Origin of the sequence: Nocardia sp. NPDC059236, from assembly GCF_042754085.1 — a bacterium.
In the GTDB taxonomy this organism is placed as follows: domain Bacteria; phylum Actinomycetota; class Actinomycetes; order Mycobacteriales; family Mycobacteriaceae; genus Nocardia.
Map to the genome: position 1 here is coordinate 663,098 of NZ_JBHZAF010000002.1, position 19,324 is coordinate 682,421.

20 protein-coding genes, 4 tRNA genes and 1 pseudogene are annotated in these 19,324 nt (G+C 68.6%); 12 read left to right on the top strand and 13 right to left on the bottom strand.

The features are described from left to right. Positions 1 to 184: 184 nt before the first annotated feature. The 3 genes from ACFXIV_RS08185 to ACFXIV_RS08195 all read right to left on the bottom strand — a co-directional run bounded on the left by ACFXIV_RS08185 (position 185) and on the right by ACFXIV_RS08195 (position 1,330). Positions 185 to 272, bottom strand: a tRNA-Ser gene (locus tag ACFXIV_RS08185). 54 nt (positions 273 to 326) lie between these two features. Further along, on the bottom strand, positions 327 to 764 hold the full coding sequence (locus tag ACFXIV_RS08190) for a nucleoside deaminase (protein ID WP_379393610.1): 438 nt from the start codon (positions 762 to 764) through the stop codon (positions 327 to 329). A gap of 26 nt (positions 765 to 790) precedes the next feature. Beyond that, the gene (locus ACFXIV_RS08195) at positions 791 to 1,330 is read right to left on the bottom strand and encodes a tRNA adenosine deaminase-associated protein (RefSeq protein WP_379393194.1); all 540 of its coding nucleotides are present in this window, start codon (positions 1,328 to 1,330) and stop codon (positions 791 to 793) included. A 58-nt stretch (positions 1,331 to 1,388) separates the two neighbouring features. Here ACFXIV_RS08195 and ACFXIV_RS08200 point away from each other — a divergent pair, with 58 nt between their 5' ends. Further along, complete coding sequence (locus tag ACFXIV_RS08200; RefSeq protein ID WP_379393192.1) at positions 1,389 to 2,339, top strand: prephenate dehydrogenase; 951 nt, start codon at positions 1,389 to 1,391, stop codon at positions 2,337 to 2,339. A gap of 16 nt (positions 2,340 to 2,355) precedes the next feature. Here ACFXIV_RS08200 and ACFXIV_RS08205 read toward each other — a convergent pair whose 3' ends face one another. Next, positions 2,356 to 2,958: a putative glycolipid-binding domain-containing protein gene (locus tag ACFXIV_RS08205; protein WP_379393190.1), complete on the bottom strand. Its 603-nt coding sequence runs from the start codon at positions 2,956 to 2,958 to the stop codon at positions 2,356 to 2,358. 276 nt (positions 2,959 to 3,234) lie between these two features. Between ACFXIV_RS08205 and ACFXIV_RS08210 the strand changes: the two genes are divergently transcribed. The 5 genes from ACFXIV_RS08210 to ACFXIV_RS08230 all read left to right on the top strand — a co-directional run bounded on the left by ACFXIV_RS08210 (position 3,235) and on the right by ACFXIV_RS08230 (position 7,371). Next, positions 3,235 to 4,377: a DNA cytosine methyltransferase gene (locus ACFXIV_RS08210; RefSeq protein ID WP_379393608.1), complete on the top strand. Its 1,143-nt coding sequence runs from the start codon at positions 3,235 to 3,237 to the stop codon at positions 4,375 to 4,377. 50 nt (positions 4,378 to 4,427) lie between these two features. Next, complete coding sequence (locus ACFXIV_RS08215; RefSeq protein ID WP_379387570.1) at positions 4,428 to 4,850, top strand: very short patch repair endonuclease; 423 nt, start codon at positions 4,428 to 4,430, stop codon at positions 4,848 to 4,850. Positions 4,851 to 4,972: 122 nt separating this feature from the next. Beyond that, on the top strand, positions 4,973 to 5,734 hold the full coding sequence (locus ACFXIV_RS08220; protein WP_379393188.1) for a DUF998 domain-containing protein: 762 nt from the start codon (positions 4,973 to 4,975) through the stop codon (positions 5,732 to 5,734). Between the two features lie 27 nt (positions 5,735 to 5,761). Beyond that, on the top strand, positions 5,762 to 6,475 hold the full coding sequence (locus ACFXIV_RS08225; protein WP_379393186.1) for a maleylpyruvate isomerase family mycothiol-dependent enzyme: 714 nt from the start codon (positions 5,762 to 5,764) through the stop codon (positions 6,473 to 6,475). 434 nt (positions 6,476 to 6,909) lie between these two features. Further along, positions 6,910 to 7,371, top strand: a complete 462-nt coding sequence (locus ACFXIV_RS08230; protein ID WP_379393184.1) for a hypothetical protein — start codon at positions 6,910 to 6,912, stop codon at positions 7,369 to 7,371. Positions 7,372 to 7,437: 66 nt separating this feature from the next. Here ACFXIV_RS08230 and ACFXIV_RS08235 read toward each other — a convergent pair. From ACFXIV_RS08235 to ACFXIV_RS08245, 3 genes are all read right to left on the bottom strand, one after another. After that, positions 7,438 to 7,510 (bottom strand) — tRNA-Arg (locus ACFXIV_RS08235). A 36-nt stretch (positions 7,511 to 7,546) separates the two neighbouring features. Then, positions 7,547 to 7,636 (bottom strand) — tRNA-Ser (locus tag ACFXIV_RS08240). An 88-nt stretch (positions 7,637 to 7,724) separates the two neighbouring features. Further along, positions 7,725 to 8,414, bottom strand: a complete 690-nt coding sequence (locus tag ACFXIV_RS08245; RefSeq protein ID WP_379393182.1) for a dienelactone hydrolase family protein — start codon at positions 8,412 to 8,414, stop codon at positions 7,725 to 7,727. 166 nt (positions 8,415 to 8,580) lie between these two features. On the opposite strand from ACFXIV_RS08245, the gene hisC reads away from it, so the two are divergent. Beyond that, on the top strand, positions 8,581 to 9,660 hold the full coding sequence (gene hisC / locus ACFXIV_RS08250; RefSeq protein WP_379393180.1) for a histidinol-phosphate transaminase: 1,080 nt from the start codon (positions 8,581 to 8,583) through the stop codon (positions 9,658 to 9,660). Between the two features lie 8 nt (positions 9,661 to 9,668). Here hisC and ACFXIV_RS08255 read toward each other — a convergent pair whose 3' ends face one another. From ACFXIV_RS08255 to ACFXIV_RS08275, 5 genes and pseudogenes are all read right to left on the bottom strand, one after another. Beyond that, the gene (locus ACFXIV_RS08255) at positions 9,669 to 10,718 is read right to left on the bottom strand and encodes an alpha/beta hydrolase (protein ID WP_379393178.1); all 1,050 of its coding nucleotides are present in this window, start codon (positions 10,716 to 10,718) and stop codon (positions 9,669 to 9,671) included. 120 nt (positions 10,719 to 10,838) lie between these two features. Then, positions 10,839 to 10,943: pseudogene (locus ACFXIV_RS08260) on the bottom strand (HoxN/HupN/NixA family nickel/cobalt transporter); the annotation flags it as partial. 77 nt (positions 10,944 to 11,020) lie between these two features. Further along, positions 11,021 to 11,105: transfer RNA gene (locus ACFXIV_RS08265), tRNA-Ser, on the bottom strand. A 64-nt stretch (positions 11,106 to 11,169) separates the two neighbouring features. Then, complete coding sequence (locus ACFXIV_RS08270) at positions 11,170 to 11,604, bottom strand: MarR family winged helix-turn-helix transcriptional regulator (protein ID WP_379393606.1); 435 nt, start codon at positions 11,602 to 11,604, stop codon at positions 11,170 to 11,172. Positions 11,605 to 11,776: 172 nt separating this feature from the next. Then, positions 11,777 to 12,955: a lactate 2-monooxygenase gene (locus ACFXIV_RS08275; RefSeq protein ID WP_379393176.1), complete on the bottom strand. Its 1,179-nt coding sequence runs from the start codon at positions 12,953 to 12,955 to the stop codon at positions 11,777 to 11,779. 348 nt (positions 12,956 to 13,303) lie between these two features. Between ACFXIV_RS08275 and ACFXIV_RS08280 the strand changes: the two genes are divergently transcribed. Next, entirely contained in the window at positions 13,304 to 14,296 is a 993-nt protein-coding gene (locus tag ACFXIV_RS08280; protein ID WP_379393174.1) for an NAD(P)H-quinone oxidoreductase, read from the top strand. On the opposite strand, the gene ACFXIV_RS08285 is transcribed toward ACFXIV_RS08280, so the two are convergent. Next, positions 14,293 to 15,498, bottom strand: coding sequence for a cysteine desulfurase-like protein (locus tag ACFXIV_RS08285; protein WP_379393172.1), 1,206 nt, complete (start codon positions 15,496 to 15,498; stop codon positions 14,293 to 14,295). The genes ACFXIV_RS08280 and ACFXIV_RS08285 overlap by 4 nt on opposite strands. A gap of 346 nt (positions 15,499 to 15,844) precedes the next feature. On the opposite strand from ACFXIV_RS08285, the gene ACFXIV_RS08290 reads away from it, so the two are divergent. From ACFXIV_RS08290 to ACFXIV_RS08305, 4 genes are all read left to right on the top strand, one after another. Next, the gene (locus ACFXIV_RS08290; protein ID WP_379393170.1) at positions 15,845 to 16,441 is read left to right on the top strand and encodes a bacterial proteasome activator family protein; all 597 of its coding nucleotides are present in this window, start codon (positions 15,845 to 15,847) and stop codon (positions 16,439 to 16,441) included. Between the two features lie 122 nt (positions 16,442 to 16,563). After that, positions 16,564 to 17,418, top strand: coding sequence for an ABC transporter permease (locus tag ACFXIV_RS08295; protein WP_379393168.1), 855 nt, complete (start codon positions 16,564 to 16,566; stop codon positions 17,416 to 17,418). A 7-nt stretch (positions 17,419 to 17,425) separates the two neighbouring features. Continuing rightward, entirely contained in the window at positions 17,426 to 18,247 is an 822-nt protein-coding gene (locus tag ACFXIV_RS08300) for an ABC transporter ATP-binding protein (protein WP_364624829.1), read from the top strand. Continuing rightward, positions 18,244 to 19,167 carry a glycosyltransferase gene (locus tag ACFXIV_RS08305; protein ID WP_379393166.1) on the top strand — a complete coding sequence of 308 codons (924 nt, stop codon included), beginning with the start codon at positions 18,244 to 18,246 and terminating at the stop codon, positions 19,165 to 19,167. Before ACFXIV_RS08300 ends, ACFXIV_RS08305 begins: the two co-directional genes overlap by 4 nt. The last annotated feature ends 157 nt before the right edge of the window (positions 19,168 to 19,324 follow it).

Consider the following 19,324-nt stretch of genomic DNA (forward strand, 5'->3'; position numbering starts at 1 on the left):
GGGGGTTTCTGCTGGATCCCCAGCGATCTGGATCAGAAGCGGCTCGCGCGGAAAGTCCCGCGCCGCAAGGAATCCGGGGCGGCCGACCTCAACCGAGTTTTGTCGTCCGAATAAAGGGTGATCGTGTGTATGGGGGACATGGAAAGAGCCCCTCACCTGTTGGAACAGGTGAGGGGCTCCTCAGCGGTGGCGGAGGGATTTGAACCCTCGGAGGGGGGTTACCCCTCACACGCTTTCGAGGCGTGCTCCTTAGGCCGCTCGGACACGCCACCGCTGGTGACTTTACCTGAGCACCCGCCGGATCCTGAAATCGCCTGGAGAGAGGGCTAGGGGCGGTGGGAATCGAAGAAATCGGCGAGGAGAGCGGCGCATTCGGATTCGAGGACGCCGGCGCGGACCTGGGGGCGGTGATTGAGACGTCGGTCACGGACCACGTCCCAGAGGGAGCCGACGGCACCGGTCTTGGGTTCCCAGGCGCCGAAGACCAGGCGGCCGATACGGGAGAGGACCAGGGCGCCGGCGCACATGGTGCACGGTTCGAGGGTGACGACCAGGGTCGCGCCCTCGAGGCGCCAGCCGTCGCCCAGCACCCGGGCGGCGGCGCGCAGGGCCAGGACCTCGGCGTGGGCGGTCGGATCGCCCAGGGCCTCACGGGCATTGGCGGCGCGCGCCAGTTCCCGGCCCTGGGCATCGAAGACGACCGCGCCGACGGGGACATCGCGCGGATCGGCGGCAGCTGCCGCGGCGATGGCGGCCCGCATCATCGCCTCGTCCGAGACGAGCGAGCCGATCAACGCGGGAGCTTGTCCAGGACCGCGGAGAATTCGTTGGCAAAGCCGAGGCGCTGGGCGATCATGCCGAGCTGCTCGTCCGGGTACAGGTCGGTCTCGGCGAGGATGACCGCCAGCACCGGCTCGGGCAGGCCGAGATCGGCGAGGACGGCCAGGTCGCCCTCCTCCCAGGGCTCGACGTCGTCGATCTCGTCCGGGTCGATGTCGGGAATCTCGATATTGAGTTCCTCGAGCACGTCGGCCGCGATGTCGTAGTCGATGGCGGCCGTGGCGTCGGACAGCAGGATGCGGCTGCCGGTCGGACCCGGGCGCAGGATGATGAAGAATTCGTCGTCGACATCGAGCAGGCCGAACACCGCGCCGGAACTTCGCAATGCCCGCAACTCGTGCTCGGCCGCGGACAGACTGGACAGTGAGGCGTCGCTCAGGGGCGTCACTTTCCAGTTGGCTTCCTCGCGGACAACCGCCACTGCGAACCCTTCCACGTCGTCGAACTCATCCGACGCCGCCCTGTTCGTGCTCGAGCGCTGTGCTGCCATGGCCGCAACGGTAGTCCGCTTCGGGGGAAATGTTGAAGTCGTATGCGAATCTGATCGCATGACGGGCACTCCGAAACCAGCTGTCTGCGTCCTGGGTACCGGTTTGATCGGCGGTTCGGTGCTGCGCGCCGCCGCCGTCGCCGGGTACGAGGCGTTCGGCTACAACCGGTCCGAGGTCGGCGCGAAGGCCGCACGCTTGGACGGACACGACGTGATCAGCGATGTGGAGGCGGTGCTCACGCGGGCGGCCGATCGCGATGCGCTGGTGGTGATCGGCGTGCCCATGCCCGCTATCGACGCCGTGCTCTCGGATGTGAAGACCTTTGCTCCCGACTGCGTACTGACCGATGTGGTGAGCGTGAAGGCGCCGGTCGCGGCGGCCGTGCAGCGTCACGAACTGGGCGCCCGCTACGTCGGCGGCCACCCGATGGCCGGGACCAGTGAATCCGGTTGGGCCGCATCCTCTCCCGACCTGTTCAAGAACGCGGCGTGGGCGGTGAGCGTCGATCCGGGTGTACACGCCGACCCCTTCCGGCGTGTCGCGCAGCTCGCGCTGGACTGCGGCGCGGTGGTGGTCCCGGTGCTGGCGGTGGAACACGATCGTGCGGTCGCGCGCATCTCGCACCTGCCCCACGTCCTCGCCGAGGCCCTCGCCATCGAGGGCTCCAACGGTGGCCCGCTGGCCCTCGGACTCGCGGCCGGTTCCTTCCGCGACGGCACCCGCGTCGCCGCCACCGCCCCCGACCTGGTCCGCGCCATCTGCGAACCGAACGCCGCCGCGCTGCTGGACGTGCTCGACGACACCCTCGAGGTCCTCACCCAGGCCCGGGACAGCCTGCGCGCGAACGGCACCATCGCCGAACTCACCGAAGCCGGGCACGACGCCCGCAACGACTACGAGGACAACGAGCGCTGGGTCATCACCGATGTCCGCCCCGGCGACCACAACTGGCTCACCAAGCTCATCGACGCGGGCCGCTCCGGCGGTGTCCTGACCACCCTGGACTAGGCGCGCCCGGCCCCGGCTAGATCCGTTCGGCCAGGCCGGGGTAGTCGAGCAGGAAGCCGTCCTCGTCGACGGTGACGGTCGCGCTGGAGACGGGCGAGAGCACGTGGATGCCGTCGGGGCCGCTGCTGTAGACGAGGCCGGCTTCCTGCACGAGGAGATCGGGCAGGCGCACGTAGACGACGGGAACCTGCACGTCCTCACTGGCATGGGCCAGCCCGTAGCGGCGGATGGGCAGGGTGTTGAAGAACGGGCTCAGCACCACGTCCACATCCAGCGCGCCGCCGAAGGTGGAGCGCACGTGGGTGTTTCCGGCGTCGATGAGCCAGTAGTTCTCCTCGTCGCGGGCGATGGAGGCGTGGCGTTCGCCCGAAGCGAGGGTGCTGCGCAGCGACAGCCGCTTGGTGACCCCGGATTCGTCGGTGACCAGGTCGTAGGACGCGCTGAAGGCCGGGTGGTCCTCGCAGTCGCCGGCGATGATGCGGCCCGCGGCGCGAATCCGGTTGCCGCTCAGCACCACCCGCACCGACTCCATGCGCGACGCGTTGTGCGCCCGCCAGGTGAGAATGGCCGGCCACCGCGGCGCAGCCGGGTTGGCTTCCTCACTCCCGTTATCCGTCACGCCTATAACCGTAGTTCCCCGCGCCCGCGCACCCGCGATCCCCGGCCGGTATCACCGCCCCGGCGGCACATCGTGATCAACATGCAATGGTGCCGACCGGTTCTCGCTGTTTGCGCACGACATCGACTAACGCTCACCCGCCCGAGTCATAGCGAGGGGCTCTGGACCGGCGGTGGGCAGGGGTGTTGGTCACGGTGGGGGTGCGGGGACTCGAGTAACGTGCTCTGGGGCACGGGGGACTCCGGGGTGAAAGGGACTGTTGTGACGGGCGCGCGGATGGTCGGCCTGTTCGCCGGCATCGGCGGGCTGGAGCTCGGGCTCGCGGCGCACGGATGGCGCAGTGAACTGCTGTGCGAGATCGACTCCGGAGCGCAGGCGGTGCTGGCCGCGCATTTCCCGGATGTGCCACTGCATTCCGATGTGACCAGGCTGCGCGCGCTGCCGTCGGGGACGGAGCTGGTAGCGGCGGGCTTCCCCTGCCAGGATTTGTCGCAGGCCGGGCGGACGGCCGGAATCACCGGGGCCCGTTCGGGTTTGGTGGACGAGGTGTTCCGGCTGGTCAAGCGCAAGAAGGGCCCGCGCTGGCTGCTCATCGAGAATGTGCCGTTCATGCTGCAGCTCGGCGGCGGAGCGGCGATGCGGCACATCACCGCCGCGCTCACCGACCTCGGCTACACCTGGGCCTACCGGGTGGTGGACGCCCGCGCCTTCGGGCTGCCGCAGCGGCGGGAGCGGGTGCTGATGCTGGCCTCCCGCACCGAGGATCCGCGGCCGATCCTGTTCGGCACGGACGCCGGGCCCCGCGAGGTGGGCGACCCGGCGCACGATCCGTGCGGCTTCTACTGGACCGAGGGCACCCGCGGCCTGGGCTGGGCGGTGAATGCCGTGCCCACCCTGAAAGGCGGTTCGGCCCTGGGCATTGCGAGCCCGCCCGCGGTGCGGCTGCCCTCGGGTGAACTGGTCACGCCCGGCATCACCGACGCCGAGCGGCTGCAGGGCTTCGACCGGGATTGGACCACAGCCGCTCTCGCCGTGCCCGGGGTGCGGCCGGGACATCGCTGGAAACTGGTCGGCAATGCGGTGAGCGTGCGCATGGCGTCCTGGATCGCCGAGCGCGTCACCAACCCGTCCGACGACCCGATCCCGGACGGCGCACCGCTGACCCGCCGCAGCTGGCCGACGGCGGCCTGGGGGCATCGCGGCGAGGTGTATCGGGTTCCGGTGTCCACCTGGCCCGTTCACGCGCCGTACGAGGATCTGCGCTGGTTCCTCGACGACTCCCGGCTGCTGTCCGCACGGGCGACCGCGGGCTTCCTGCGTCGCACCCGAATGGGTTCGCTGCGCTTCCCCGAGGGCTTCCTCGACGATGTGGAGAACCATCTCGAGCGCATGGGGGGCGCACCGCGCGAGGCCGCATGACAGCTCCGGGGCACCTTGCCGGCGGTGCCGGGCGCGGCGAGGATGGCCCGATGGCGGATGCGCGACGACCGGGCACCGATGCGGCCACCAGCGCGCGCATGGCCAGGCAGCGGCGCGTGGGGACGAAGCCGGAGCTGGCCCTGCGGCGGGAATTGCATCGGCGCGGAAAACGCTTCTTCGTGGACCGGGCTCCGCTGCCGGGGCTGCGGCGGCGGGCCGATCTCGTGTTCCCGCGGCGGAAGGTGGCGGTCTATGTGGACGGATGCTTCTGGCACAGCTGCCCGCAGCACGCGACACGCCCGAAGAACAACGCCCAGTGGTGGGCCGACAAACTGGCGGGCAATGTGGCGCGCGATCGCGACACCGATGCCCGGCTGGCCGCGGCGGGCTGGACCGTGGTGCGGGTCTGGGAACACGAGGCCGCGGATTCGGCGGCCGACCTGGTGATGCGGGCTTTGGCGCGCGGCGTCTGACATCCGCGCCGGCGCATGGGAGACAATGGTCCTACGACCGGACCAGCCGACCAGTTCGGGCAGATCGGAAGCTGCGGGCAGGGCAGTACGAGTAAGCGAGGCCAGCGAAAGCGAGCGCGGTGATGCCAACCGAGCAGAAACTAGCCGAGGCGGCCCCCGTGGAGGACACCCTCCAGCCGCGATGGCGACGGGTGCTGCGGTGGTTCATCGCGATCTTGATCGCGGTCGCCGGACTCGGCTATTCCTCCTGGGTCCTGGAATTCATCCTCCCGATCCAGAGCAATCCCACCAACACCTTCCTGAGCCAGCTGGCCGAGAAGGGCGCACCGTTCAGCTGGGTGTTCACCACCGGCGACACCGGGTCCGGCGCGCTGCTGGTGGTGGCGGGACTGGGCGGCCTGCTGCTGTTCTCGCGGCGGCGGTACTCCACCATCGGCTGGGCGGCGCTGGCCTGCTTCGGCGCGTCCACCATCGCGGACGCGCAATGGCCCATCGTGCCGGACGATCCGAACGGGCCCAAACGGTATGTGGACACCGGCCTGTTCCCGCAGTTGCACCAGATCCATGCGCTGACCAGCACGCTGGCGGTGTTCTCCATCTACATCGCGATGATCGCGTTCACCGTGGCCGCCTTCAAATACCGGCGCTGGCCGATTCTGCGGCACACCGGACTGTGGATTCTGATCGTCGGTTCGGCGGTGACGGCGTGGATGCTGATCGCCGACAATCTGCCCGGCAACTACGGCCTGGGCATCGCACAGCGCATCCAGGTCGGGGCCATGTCGCTGTGGCTGGTGGCGCTGGCGGTGCAAATCGTTGTGGCCGAACGGGATTCCGGAATCCCGGCCCGGCGGCGGCACACCACGGGCTCATCCGGTCACTGACCGCTCCGACTGGGTAGGGTCGGACTCGTGACCAGCGATGCGCAACTCGCCGACACCGCAGCCCTGCTCGACACCGTCGCCGCCGCGACCGAGCGCCTGCTCCCCGCGATCGCCGCCCTCGGCGACGCCGACCTGGTGGAACCCTCACTGCTGCCCGGCTGGACCCGCGGCCACGTGCTCGCCCACCTCTCCCGCAATGCCGACAGCCTGGTCAATCTGCTGCTGTGGGCCCGCACCGGTATCGAAACCCCGCAGTACGCAAGCCAATTCCTCCGCGAGGCCGACATCGAGGCGGGCGCCCCCCGCCCGCTGCGCGACCAGCTCGAGGACTTCACCGCCTCCGCCGAACGGTGGCTGGACCTGGCCCGGGTCATGCCCGCCGACCGCTGGCCCACCCTCGTCCGCAACCGCCAGGGCGGCGAGATCCCCGCCACCCGCATCCCGTGGATGCGCCTGCTGGAAGTCGAGATCCACCACGTAGACCTCGATATCGGCTATACCCCCGCCGACTGGCCGGCCGACTTCGCCGCCCGCCTCCTGGCCCAGTCCATCACCGAGGTCGAGCCCGCCGAAGGCACCGGCTTCACGGTCACCGCCACCGATTCCGACTACACCGGCACCGTCGGCGTCCCGACCGCGACCATCACCGGGCCCACCGCCGCCCTCGCCGCCTGGCTGATCGGCCGCTCCCCCGGCACCGACCTCACCGGCGACCTCCCCGACCTCGCCGCCTGGAAGTAACCGGACGAGTCGGGTTGCCGTGGGCGAGTTCGGCGCCCTTCGGTCGCCCGGTTGTGCCGGAGGTCCGCGAAACCGGTTCCGGCAGAAGAGATCTCGACACTCGCCGCGCCGGCATCGCTCATGCCGATATCGGTCATGTTGATGCCGGTCATCGGGCCAGAATCTCGTCAGCGGTGCGGCGGCCGGATCGGACCGCGTCCCGGCGGGGAGCTTCTGGGTCAGCTGGTCACGCCAGGCGGGCAGCACTCGCTGTGCCTCCAACTGGGGCCGACCACGCAGTGCAGACGCCGGCCTCATCAGCAATGGATGCCTCCGGTCGGCCGCGTGCGTGCGACAAAGGTTGTGAATGATCTTGTTTCACACTGTCGGTGGGGCGTTGTAGCTTCGCGGACAGCGCCGATCAACAGGCGCTTTTCGATCGAAGGGGAAGCTACGTGAAGAACACTCGAATCCGTCGGGCGGGCATCGGAGTTACCGGATTCGCGGCGATGGCGGCGGTGATCGCCGGAGCACCGGCGGCATCGGCCGACCTGTCGAGCAATAGCATTTCGGTTGCCGGCAATTCGCACTATGTCAGCCAGCCGTACACGCTCACCGCCGATGTCAGCGCTGTACCGGGTTGCTGGATGGTGTGGTTCTACGACACGGACAAGGCCATCACTCCGCCCGGGCAGGACTCGCCCGGAGTACTGCCCAAGAATGGCGCAGCCACGGTCCAGTGGACCCCTACGACCACAGGAACACACCACATCACGGCAGTCGCCATGCTTGTTTCCGCACAGGGACCGATACTGGGTCCGCTGGACATCCAGGTGACCACCGCCCCTGCGGCAGGTACCGGTAGCGCCGACTCGATTCCGGTCATCGGCGGCATCCTGAAGACCCTCGGCCTCTAACCGCCGGCGTCACGCAACAAAAGCCAACGGCCCCACACCTTCTGGTGTGGGGCCGCTGAGCTGAAGCGCGCCCGGAGAGACTCGAACTCCCAACCTTCTGATCCGTAGTCAGATGCTCTATCCGTTGAGCTACGGGCGCATGGCTATTCAAATGTGCACCCGGCGTACCGGGCGGTGGCGGAGGCGAGAGGATTTGAACCTCCGGTCCCCGTGAAGGGACAACTCATTAGCAGTGAGTCCCATTCGGCCGCTCTGGCACGCCTCCTGGTGCCCCTCTTCGAGGGCGCCGGTTCCTTTCGAACCGCCGGGACAGAAGATTACACAGCGGGTGACCAATAGGCCAAATCGGCTGGTCAGCGTAGGTGCGAGTCGAACCATTCGTAGATTCTGGTTTGCGCGTCGAGGACCGAGACGTCGTCGAGGGCGGCGGGGTCGAAGCCGGGGTGGTCGGGGCGGTGGTGGAGACCGGGGTAGGTGACCACGAGGGTGGCGACGTCGGCGTGGGCGGCAGCCTCGCGCAGGCGGTCGACCTGGTCGGGCGGGGTCAGCGGGTCGTCCTCGCCGAAGAGGCCGAGCCAGGGGGCCTGGAAGGCGGGGGCGGCGGTGAGCAGCGCGACGGCCTGCGGGGTGAGCGGGGTTTCGATGCCGGGCGCCGCGACGCTCACGGCCGCGCCGATGCGGCGATTGGTGGCGACCAGCGCGGCGGCGGTACCGGCCGAGTCGAAGCCGAGCACGCCGATGCAGTCCTGGAAGACGCCGTGTCCGGTGAGCCACTCGAAGCAGGCGTCGAAGGCGGCGAACAGGTCCTCGCCGAAGATCGGGTGGGTGCTGCCGTTGGCGGGGCGGTGGAAGAGGTCGGGGGCCAGGACGGTCCACCCGTCGGCGGCGAGCGCGCGCATGAGTTCCAGCAATGGCTCGGTGAATTCACGTGATTCGTGCAACACCACGATGCCGCCGCGCGCATGCCCCTCGGGTTCTAGCACAGTGAGCGGAACCGTGGTCGTGTCGTGCACAGGGGCGAGATCTCGATAGATGCCCGACATAGGGCCACTGTAGTTGCGCTAGGTAAAAACGAGATAAATCTTTCCCAGGGTCCGATATCCCGGAGATATTCCGGCCGAGTTCCATTCGGTCCCACGCGACTCCCGATCGTGCAGACCAGTCGGCACCCCGGAGCGGCCGCGAGCGACCGGGACATAGGGTGGAGGGGTGAGCGCGCACATTCGCCCGGACCTCGATGCCATCCCGGCGTACGTCGCCGGCAAGACGCACCCCGGCGCGTTGAAGCTGGCCAGCAACGAGACCACCTTCCCGCCGCTGCCGTCGGTGACCAAGGCCATTGCCGAGGCGGTCGAGCTGTCGAACCGGTACCCGGACAACCACGCCATCGAATTGCGTGGCGCCCTCGCGGATTTCCTGGGTGTGGAGCTCGAGAACGTGGCGGCCGGCTGCGGCAGCGTGGCGCTGTGCCAGGAGCTGGTGCAGATCACCTGCCGCCATCCCGAGGACGAGGTGCTGTTCGCGTGGCGCTCGTTCGAGGCGTACCCGATCGTCGCCCAGGTGGCGGGCGCCAAGGCGGTGCAGGTGCCGCTGGACGGCGAATTCACCCATGATCTGGACGCTTTGGCGGCAGCCATCACCCCGAACACCCGGGTGGTCTTCGTCTGCAACCCGAACAACCCGACCGGCACCGCCCGCGGCAAGGCGGAGATCGTCGAGTTCCTCGACCGGGTGCCCGCCGACGTGCTGGTGGTGCTGGACGAGGCGTACTTCGAGTACCTGCGGATGCCCGCCGAGGACTTCCCCGATGGCGTCGAGCTGGGGCGCACCCGGCCGAATGTGCTGGTGCTGCGCACGTTTTCGAAGGCGTACGGCCTGGCGGGCCTGCGGGTCGGGTACGCGGTCGGCGCGCCCGAGGTGATCACCGCGCTCATGAAGGTGCACATCCCGTTCAGCGTCAGCCGGGTGGCGCAGGCGGCGGCCATCGCCTCGCTGGAGGCGCGGCACGAACTGCTGGAGCGCACCGATGCCGTTGTGGCCGAACGCGATCGCATGCGGGAGGCGCTGCTCGCGGCGGGCTACCGGGTGCCGGTGAGCCACTCCAACTTCGTCTGGCTGCCGCTGGGCGACCGCAGTGCCGAGTACGGCGCGGCGAGCACCGAGGCGGGGGTCATCATCCGGCCCTACGGCGCCGACGGCGTCCGCATCACTGCGGGCGACCCGCACGAGAACGACGCCTTCCTGCGCTTCGCCACGGATCCGGAGATCGTCGCCCGTTTCGTCGGCTGAACGGCCCGCTACCCGATGCCCAGTCCCGCGGCCATGGTCGGCCAGGAGCGGGGCAGTTCGTCGGCCCAGTAGGGCCAGGAGTGCGTTCCGGTGGGCCGGCGGTCGACCGTGGCCGGGATCGCCAATTGCGCCAGCCGGTCGGCCAATTGGCGGGTGCACATGTCGGCGCCCGCCTCGATGGGCCCACCGAACAGCACGGCATTGCGCAGGTCCGGATTGCCCGGGGTGTCGTGCTCCCCGGGCAGCCCGCTACCGGACGACAGGTAGATCGCCTTGCCGCGCAAGGCTTCCGCTCGGGCCAGCACGTCGTGGTCGGCCCACTGGGGATCGCCGGACGGGCCGAACATATTGTCCGGATCCCCGCCGAACGTCCCGACCACGGCCCGGGCCTGCGCCTGCCCGAAGTCGGAACTCATTGCGTAGCAACCGCTGTGCGCCGCCACCGCGCGATACAGGCCCGGGTTGCGGGTGGCCAGCATCATGGCCGCCTCCGCGCCCATGGAGACGCCCTCCAGGCCGTTCATGCCGTCCCCGCCGAAGCGGGTGTCGATGAGCGGCGGCAGCTCGCGGGTCAGGAAGGTCTCCCAGCGATTGGTGCCGAGCTTGGGATCGCTGCGTTGCCAGTCGGTGTAGTAGCTGGCGGGGCCGCCGAGGGTGAAGACCACATTCACGTTCTTGTCGGCGAAGAAGGGCAGCGCGCCGCCGCGGGCGGTCCAGTTGTTGACATCGGGTGCGGCGCTGCGTCCGTCGAGCATGTAGACGGTCGGACGGGGGCTGTCACGGTGCGCGGGGAGCAGCACCTGCACCTCGACGGTGCGGCCCATGGCCGGGGAGGCGACGAAGACGGCGAGCAGGTTCCCGGCCACGGTCTCGACCCGTTCGATGCGAGCCTGCGCGGGGTGGACCGGATCGAGGCCGGGCGCGGACTCCTCATTGGAGCCGGTCTCCACGGGTGGATCGGTCACGGCGAGTGGGGCGTCGACGGTCGCCGCGCCGGCCAGTAGGGCAGCGCTCGCGAAGGCACCGAACAAGCGACTCGCGATGCGACGGCTGGCCACCCCGCCACATTTACCAGAAACCGTCGGTCAGCGTTCAGCAGACAACGTCGGTCCACATTCGCCGGGAACCGTCACTCCGCGGTGAGATCGCGTTCCCCACGAGGGAAACCAGATTCGGCAGTCCGCCACCAGCTTTCGCGTGGTGTTGTCGATGGCGGCGATGTGATCGGCGTCGAAGGTGTCCCGCAGGCCGGGGGTGTAGGCCGTGATACCCGGGCCGACACCCACCCTCATCCGTCGACGACGTTGACCACGCAGGCGTTATCAGGCTCGAAAGACCTTATCCACCTGCGGGTTCTCAGCGGAAGCGGAGGGATTTGAACCCCCGGTCGCTTTCACGACGCTCGCTTTCAAGGCGAGTGCATTCGGCCGCTCTGCCACGCTTCCAGGCGATCGATCCTAACTGATGGCGTGTGCGGTCTGCCTCCCACTTCCGATTCGGGTGGACCGGTCAGTCGAGATCGGCTGTCGCGCGGGCGCCGGCGCGGTGGTCGGCGGCCAGGTTGACCAGGTCCAGGGCGGCGGCCACGGCGGCCAGCTGCTGCGGGGTGAGCAGGTCCACGAAGAAGCGGCGCACCGCGGCGACATGGCCGGGAGCGGCGGCCCGCAGGCGCCGCAGGCCCTCCTCGGTGAGCTGGGCCAGCACGCCGCGGCCGTCGTCCTCGCAGGCGATGCGGCGGACCATTTGCTGCGCCTCCATGCGGCGGATCTGGTGGGTGAGCCGGCTGCGGGAGGAGAGCACGCCGTCGGCGAGGTCACTCATGCGCAGCGAGCGGCCGGGCGCCTCGGACAGCTTCACCAGGATGCGGTAGTCGGCGAAGGACAGGTCGCAGTCGCGTTGCAGCTGCCGGTTGAGGTCGGTCATGAGCCGCTGGCTGCCGTCCATGTAGGCCCGCCAGGCGCGCTGCTGGTCCGGGGTGAGCCACCGCCGTTCGGCCGTGGCCCGGCCTCCGGACTCGGCCACCGGCTCGTTGTTGTGACGGCGTTTGATCGCTCCTCCTCAGCTCGCGGCCCGGACGAACGCGTTCCCACAGCAGGATGCCTTCCGCTCGGAAGGCCTAAACGCGATAGGTGGAGATCATGGTCCGGCTCAGGTCGTGCAGGCTGGTGCAGCCCGAAAGTCCCATGGCCGCATCGAAATCCGCGAGCAGGCAGCGCAGCGCGTGGCGCACGCCGTCGGCGCCGGCCAGGCCGAGGCCGTACGCCCAGGGGCGGCCGTAGAGGACGGCCTTGGCGCCCAGCGAGAGCGCGATCATGACATCGGAGCCGGTGCGGATGCCGGAGTCGAACAGCACATCCGCGCGATCGCCGACGGTGGCCACGATGGTCGGCAGCGCGTCCAGCGCACCAACCGCCCCGTCCACCTGGCGGCCGCCGTGATTGCTCACCACCACCGCGTCCGCGCCCGCGTCGACCACCTGCCGGGCGTCGTCGGGGTGCAGCACGCCCTTCACCGCGATGGGCAGTTCGGTCCAGTCCCGCAGCCGGGCGATGTCGGCCGGGCGCAGACCGTGGTTGCCGAACAGTCCGATCCAGGTGAGTACGGCGGCCCGCATCGCCTCCTCACTCTCCTCCGGCGGGGCGCTGAGCTTGGCGCGGAAGACCGGATCGGACAGATAGTTGGCAATGCCCTTGCCCTGCAGGAATGGCAGGTGCCCGAGCTGCAGGTCGCGCGGCCGCCAGCCCAGGCTGGGGGTGTCGGCGGTGACGACGATGGCCTTGGCGCCGGACTCCTCGGCGCGCTCGACGAAGGACCGGGCCAGCTCCATGTCGTTGGGCCAGTACAGCTGATACCACCAGTTGCCCGCCCGCGCCCCGACCTCCTCGATGGTGGAGGAGGCCGCGGTGGACAGGCACATGCCGATGCCCAGTTCCCGGGTTACCTCGGCGACCAGGGTCTCGCCGCGCTCGTGCAGCAACCCCAGCACGCCGATCGGCGCGGTGAGAATCGGTGCGGCCAAACGGGTTCCGAGCACATCCACCGACAGGTCGCGCGCCCCGGGCCCGGTGGCGCCGCGCAGTACGCGCGGCAGCAGCCGGTATCGCTCGAAGGCGGAGAGATTGGCGTGCGCGGTGCGTTCGGTGGACGCACTGCCCGCCACATAAGCGAAGGCCGCCGGATCCAGCACCTCCCGAGCCTTCTCCTCCAGGCCCGCCGCCGTCATGGGTAGCGCCGGGACGATGCCCGCGAGGCCGGAGAGATAGATCTCGTTCTGGAAATCGACGAAACTGCTCATGCCCCGGAACGCTAGTACCTTCCACCCCGGCGTGGAGGGGGTCGAAGTTACTTTCCCCGGGCGTAACCTTTCCGGCCCGGACGTGCCGCGTTATCAGGGTTTACGCAGCGCCCCGGTTCAGCGCTTGCGGATACGGACCAGAGCACGCGGTGCATCGGTCGCGATGAATCCGGACATCGCCATAGCCGCCAGGATGACCATGCCGCCGAGGACGGCCAGGGTGGTGATCATGGAATCTCCTTTCGAATCCCTCCACTCCACGGTGACGGCCGATGCTGAGAAGATGCTGGGCCCACGCCGAGGACGGCCTGACAGTAATCGGTGAGCTCCGGCCGTACGCTCGTTTTCATGTATGCGGTGACGCTCGACGGTTTCGGTGGGCCCGAGGTCATGAAATGGGCGCAGGTGGACGACCTGCCCGCGCCCGGACCGGGCGAGGTTTCGATCGATGTGGTGGCCGCGGGGGTGAATCGCGCCGACCTGCTGCAGCGGCGAGGTTTCTATCCGCCGCCGCCGGGAGCCAGCGAGATTCTGGGCCTCGAAGTGTCCGGGATGGTCGCGGAAGTCGGTCCGGGCGTGCGGGATTGGCGGGCCGGCGATCCGGTGTGCGCGCTGCTGTCCGGCGGCGGCTACGCCGAGCGGGTGGTCGCGCCCGCGACCCAGCTGCTGCCCGTGCCGGAGGGACTGGATGTGGCCGCGGCGGCGGCGCTGCCGGAGGTGGCGGCCACGGTGTGGTCCAACCTGGTGATGACCGCGGGCCTGCACAGCGGGCAGTTGCTGCTGATTCACGGGGGCGGCAGCGGAATCGGCACCCACGCCATCCAGGTGGCGCGGGCGCTGGGCGCGCGGGTCGCGGTCACGGCGGGTTCGCAGTACAAGCTGGACCGGTGCGCGGAATTGGGCGCGACGCTGCTGATCAATTACCGCGAGCACGATTTCGTGACCACGCTGCACAGTGAATATCCGGGCGCGGACATCATTCTCGACAATATGGGCGCGGCGTATCTGGAGCGGAATGTCCAGGCGCTCGCCGAGGACGGGCACCTGGTGGTGATCGGCATGCAGGGCGGGGTCACCGCGGAATTGAATCTGGGCACGCTGCTGGGCAAGCGGGGATCGATTCACGCCACCAATCTGCGGCGGCGCCCCGAGACCGGGCGCGGATCGAAGTCGGAGATCATCACCGAGCTGCGCCGCCACCTGTGGCCGCTCATCTCCGACGGGACCGTCGTGCCGGTGGTGTCGGCGGAGGTGCCGGTCACCGACGCCGCCGAGGCCCACCGCCTGCTGGACTCCGCCGAGACGGTCGGCAAGGTGATCCTGCAGATTCGCGAGCTCTAGGTGTCCAGCGCCACCAGCGCGCGGCCCAGCTGGTCGATCTCGAATTTCGTTGTGTAGGGCGCGAGTCCGATGGTCACGGCGCCGCCTTCGTCATTGACGCCCAGCGCGTCGAGCAGGCGGCTGCCGCCGTGGGAGCCGCTCAGCGTGCCGATGCGGGCATCGGCCAGCTTGGCCGAGACCTTCTCCGCCTGCATGCCCGAGATGGTGAAGCTCACCGTCGGGATGCGGGTGGAGGCCCGGCCGATGACAGTCAGGTTGGGGATGGTGTCGAGCACGGACATCAGGTGCTCGAAGAGATGGTCGTGATAGTCCTGCAGGGACGTGATCGACATTTCCAGGCGCTCGCGCCGGGTGCCCTCGGCGCGCTCGTCGAGCGAGGCCAGGTAGTCGATGGAGGTGGTGAGGCCGGCCAGCAGGGCGTACTGGTGGCCGCCCACCTCGAGCCGTTCCGCGCCCTTGGCGTAGGGGTTCAGCGACATGGACGGGATCCGGTCCAGGAACGCAGGATCGCGGAAGACCAGCGCGCCGATCTGCGGACCGCCCCAGGCCGGGGCGCTCAGTGCGATCACGTCGGCATTGAGTTCGTCGATGTCGAGGAGCGCGTAGGGCGCGGCGCCGAAGCAGTCGGCGACCAGCAGCCCGCCGACCTCGTGCACGCGGTCCGCGGCCACCCGCACCGAGGGCGCGGAGCCGACGATGGGTGAGGCGGCGGTCAGCGCCACCAGCCGGGCGGTGGGTCCGATGAGCTCTTCGAACTGCCAGGCCGGCATCTCGCAGGTCTCGATCTCCACTTCCGCCCAGCGCACGTGCGCGCCATAGCGATTCGCTATCCGCAGCCACGGCGCCACATTCGCCTCGTCATCCAGACGCGACAGCACGATCCCGGTGCCCAGACCCAGCCGGGAGCTCAGCGATTCGGCCAGCCAGGCCAGCAGCACCGCGCGATCGGGTCCGAGCACCACGCCCGCCGGATCGCCGCCGACGAGATCGGCGACGGCCTCGCGCGCGGCCTCCAGGATCGCGGCGCTGCGCTTGGCGGCGCCGTGCCGATTGCTGTGCGAGAAGGCGGAGGTCCGGAAACCTGTTGAGACGGCCCGGGATACCGAATCCGGGACCAGCATGCCCGCTTGCGGGTCGAGGTGGATCCAGCCGTCGCCCAGGGACGGTATGAGGCCCCGCACCCTTGCGACGTCGTAAGTCATGGTGGCCACTCTAAAGGGAGAGGGCACAACAAGGTAACGGTAGGGAGGGAAGCAACCTACGAGGACCAGGACGACCAGCGCCTACCGTACAAACTGGACGGGCTGTGCTTGTTTTGCCCCTCCGCTTCGCTACGGGGCGGGTTCGCGGCCCCGAGGTCTCGATTCTTCCCTCCTCCGCTCCTCCGCTTCGCTCCCCCGCTCCAAGGCGGAGGTCTATTCCAGCCGCAGTCCAGAATCGAGACGGCCGCGAACCATCTCGATTTGTCCCTTCGTGTCGTTTATTCGGCGTGTTACGAACTTGGGGTGGCGCTTAGCGGGTTCGGGGGAAGTTGGGCAGGATGGGGGCATGACGCAATCGGATGGGGTTCCGGAATCCATCGTCGTGATCGGTCCCGAGGGAAAGCCGCTGTTCATCCCAGCGGCGGCGCAGATCGGCGGGGAACCGCTGGAGATCACCGGACAGGTTGTCGGTGAGGATCTTTCGGACGGGTCGGGCGACGCGCACGACAAAGAGGAGTCGCTCGCCGACATGGTGGAGCAGCCCGCGAAGGTCATGCGCATCGGCACCATGATCAAGCAGCTGCTCGAGGAGGTCCGGCACGCACCGCTGGACGACGCCTCCCGCACCCGGCTGCGCGAGATCCACCGCACCTCCATCCGCGAGCTGGAAACCGGCCTGGCCCCCGAACTCCGCGAGGAGCTGGAGCGGCTGGCGCTGCCCTTCACCGACGACACCGTCCCCTCCGACGCGGAACTGCGCATTGCCCAGGCCCAGCTGGTGGGCTGGCTGGAGGGCCTGTTCCACGGCATCCAGACCGCGCTGTTCGCTCAGCAGATGGCCGCGCGCGCCCAGCTCGAGCAGATGCGCCAGGCCCTGCCCCCGGGCATGAGCCACGGCGACGCCCGCGGGCAGCAGCATCCGGGCGGCGGCCAGTACCTCTGACGGGTGGCCGTGGGCACCCCTGCCGCCGAGATGTCCGCGTCGGCGGCAGGTTCTGCGCGCAATGCGATAGCAATTAGATAAGGTCGGGTGCTGTGCCTGCTGCTGCTCCCCCCGACTCGGCGATGACCGACGTGCGCCCGGACAATGAACCGGTGCCGCTCGTGTCGGACTCCCAGTCCTTCGGTCGCGCATTCAAGGATTTCCGCGACGGATTCTCCCAGCGTGAACTGTGGCTGGCGCTGGGCTGGCAGGACATCAAGCAGCGGTACCGGCGCTCGGTGCTGGGTCCGTTCTGGATCACCATCGCCACCGGTTTGCAGGCGGCCGCGATGGGTGTCCTCTACGCCACCCTCTTCGGGCAGTCGCTGAGTTCCTATCTGCCCTATGTGACCGTCGGCTTGATCGTCTGGAATGTGATCAATGCCAGCATTCTCGAGGGCTCGGATGTCTTCATCGCCAATGAGGGCCTGATCAAGCAGCTGCCGTCGGCACTGAGCGTGCACGTGTATCGCCTGGTGTGGCGGCAGTTCCTGTTCTTCGCCCACAACCTGATCATCTACGTGCTGATGGTGGCCGCCTTCAGCATCTGGCGGCACCTGCACTGGTCGGCCCTGCTCGCGATTCCGGGTCTGCTGCTGCTGTTCCTCAATGCCATCTGGGTGACGATCGTGTTCGGCATCTTCAGCACCCGCTACCGCGATCTGGCGCCGATCCTGGGCAGCACCACGCTCATGCTGTTCGTCCTCACCCCGGTCATGTGGAAGACCTCGGCGCTGTCGGGCGCCGCGAGCGATCGCGCCAAGCTGGCCGAGCTCGTCCCCACCTTCCACTATCTGGAGATCGTGCGCGCGCCCCTGCTGGGCGACCCGATCCACCTGCGCAGCTGGGTGGTGGTGCTGTCGATCACCATCGTCGGCTGGATAGTCGCGATACTGGCTATGAAGAAGTTCCGTTCCCGAGTCCCCTACTGGGTGTGAAGGCTCAATGACCGACCATGTGAGTATCGAGACCCAGAACGCGTGGGTGGAATTCCCGATCTTCGACGCCAAATCCCGATCGCTGAAGAAGGCGGTGCTCGGTTCGGCCGGCGGTGCCATCGGGCGCAATCAATCCGATGTGGTGGTCGTCGAGGCGCTGCGGGACATCACGCTGTCGCTGAAGGAAGGCGATCGCGTGGGCCTGGTCGGCCACAATGGCGCGGGCAAATCCACACTGCTGCGGCTGCTTTCGGGCATCTACGAACCGACCCGCGGCAGCGCGCGCATCCGCGGGCGGGTGGCTCCGGTCTTCGATCTGGGCGTGGGCATGGACCCGGAGATCTCCGGCTACGACAACATCGTCATTCGCGGCCTGTTCCTCGGGCAGACCCGCAAGCAGATGCTCGCCAAGATCGACGAGATCGCCGAGTTCACCGAATTGGGTGACTATCTGGCGATGCCGCTGCGCACCTACTCGACGGGTATGCGCGTGCGCCTGGCCATGGGCGTGGTCACCTCCATCGATCCGGAGATCCTGCTGCTCGACGAGGGTATCGGCGCGGTCGACGCGGAGTTCATGAAGAAGGCCCGGATCCGGCTGCAGGAATTGGTCTCGCGCTCGGGCATTCTCGTCTTCGCCAGCCACTCCAATGAATTCCTGGCCCAGCTGTGCGATTCCGCGATGTGGATCGATCACGGGCAGATTCGCATGCAGGGCGGCATCGAGGATGTCGTGCGCGCCTACGAGGGCCCGGAGGCGGGTGATCACGTGGCGCAGGTGCTGCGGGATCTGGAACGTGAACGTGAACCGGAACGGAATCCCGCATGAGTGAACAGTCCACCCCCGTGTACGGCGATGATGCGCGCATCGTCGCCATCGTGGTCACCCATAAACGCCGGGAGCAGCTGGCCGAGTCGCTGAAGGTGCTGGGCAGCCAGACCCGGCAGATCGACCACCTGATCGTGGTGGACAACGGCAATGAGGCCGAGGTCGGCGAGCTGGTGAAGCAGCAGCCCATGGAAACCACCTACGTCGGTTCGGAACACAATCTGGGCGGCGCGGGCGGGTTCGCGCTCGGCATGCTGCACGCGCTCACCATGGGCGCGGACTGGGTGTGGCTGGCCGATGACGACGGCCGCCCCGAGGGACCGGACGTGCTCGCCAAGCTGTTCGATTGCGCCAAGCGGCACGAGCTGGTCGAGGTGTCGCCGGTGGTGGCCGATATCGACGACCCGGATCGGCTCGCCTTCCCGCTGCGCCGGGGCGTGGTGTGGCGGCGGCTGCGGTCGGAGCTGGGTGACGAGGACTTCCTACCCGGGATCGCCTCGCTGTTCAACGGTGCGCTGATCTCGGCCGAGGCCGTGGACAAGATCGGCGTGCCGGATCTTCGGCTGTTCGTGCGCGGCGACGAGGTGGAGGTGCACCGGCGGCTGGTGCGCTCGGGGCTGCCGTTCGGCACCTGCCTGCAGACCGCGTACCTGCACCCGAACGGGTCGGCCGAATTCAAGCCGATCCTGGGCGGGCGCATGCACACCCAGTACCCGGACGATCCGATCAAGCGGCACTTCACCTACCGCAACCGCGGCTACCTGATGGCGCAGCCGGGCATGCGAAAACTGTTGCCGCAGGAGGTCGCCCGATTCGGATGGTTCTTCCTGGTCCAGCAGAAGGATCCGGCCGGGCTGATGGAGTGGCTGCGCCTGCAGCGGATGGGCCGTCGCGAGCAGTTCGACAAGCCGAAATCCTGACCGGAAAAATACGTTGCGCCGACGGGGACAGCCTGACAAGGTTGTCCCCGTTCTTGTTCGGCGCGGTCACCACGGTGACGGCATGAGGAGAGATGGGAGGTGGAGTTACGTGACGACGGCAGTGCGGATTGCCGTGCCCGGGCGAGTGTTCGCCCCA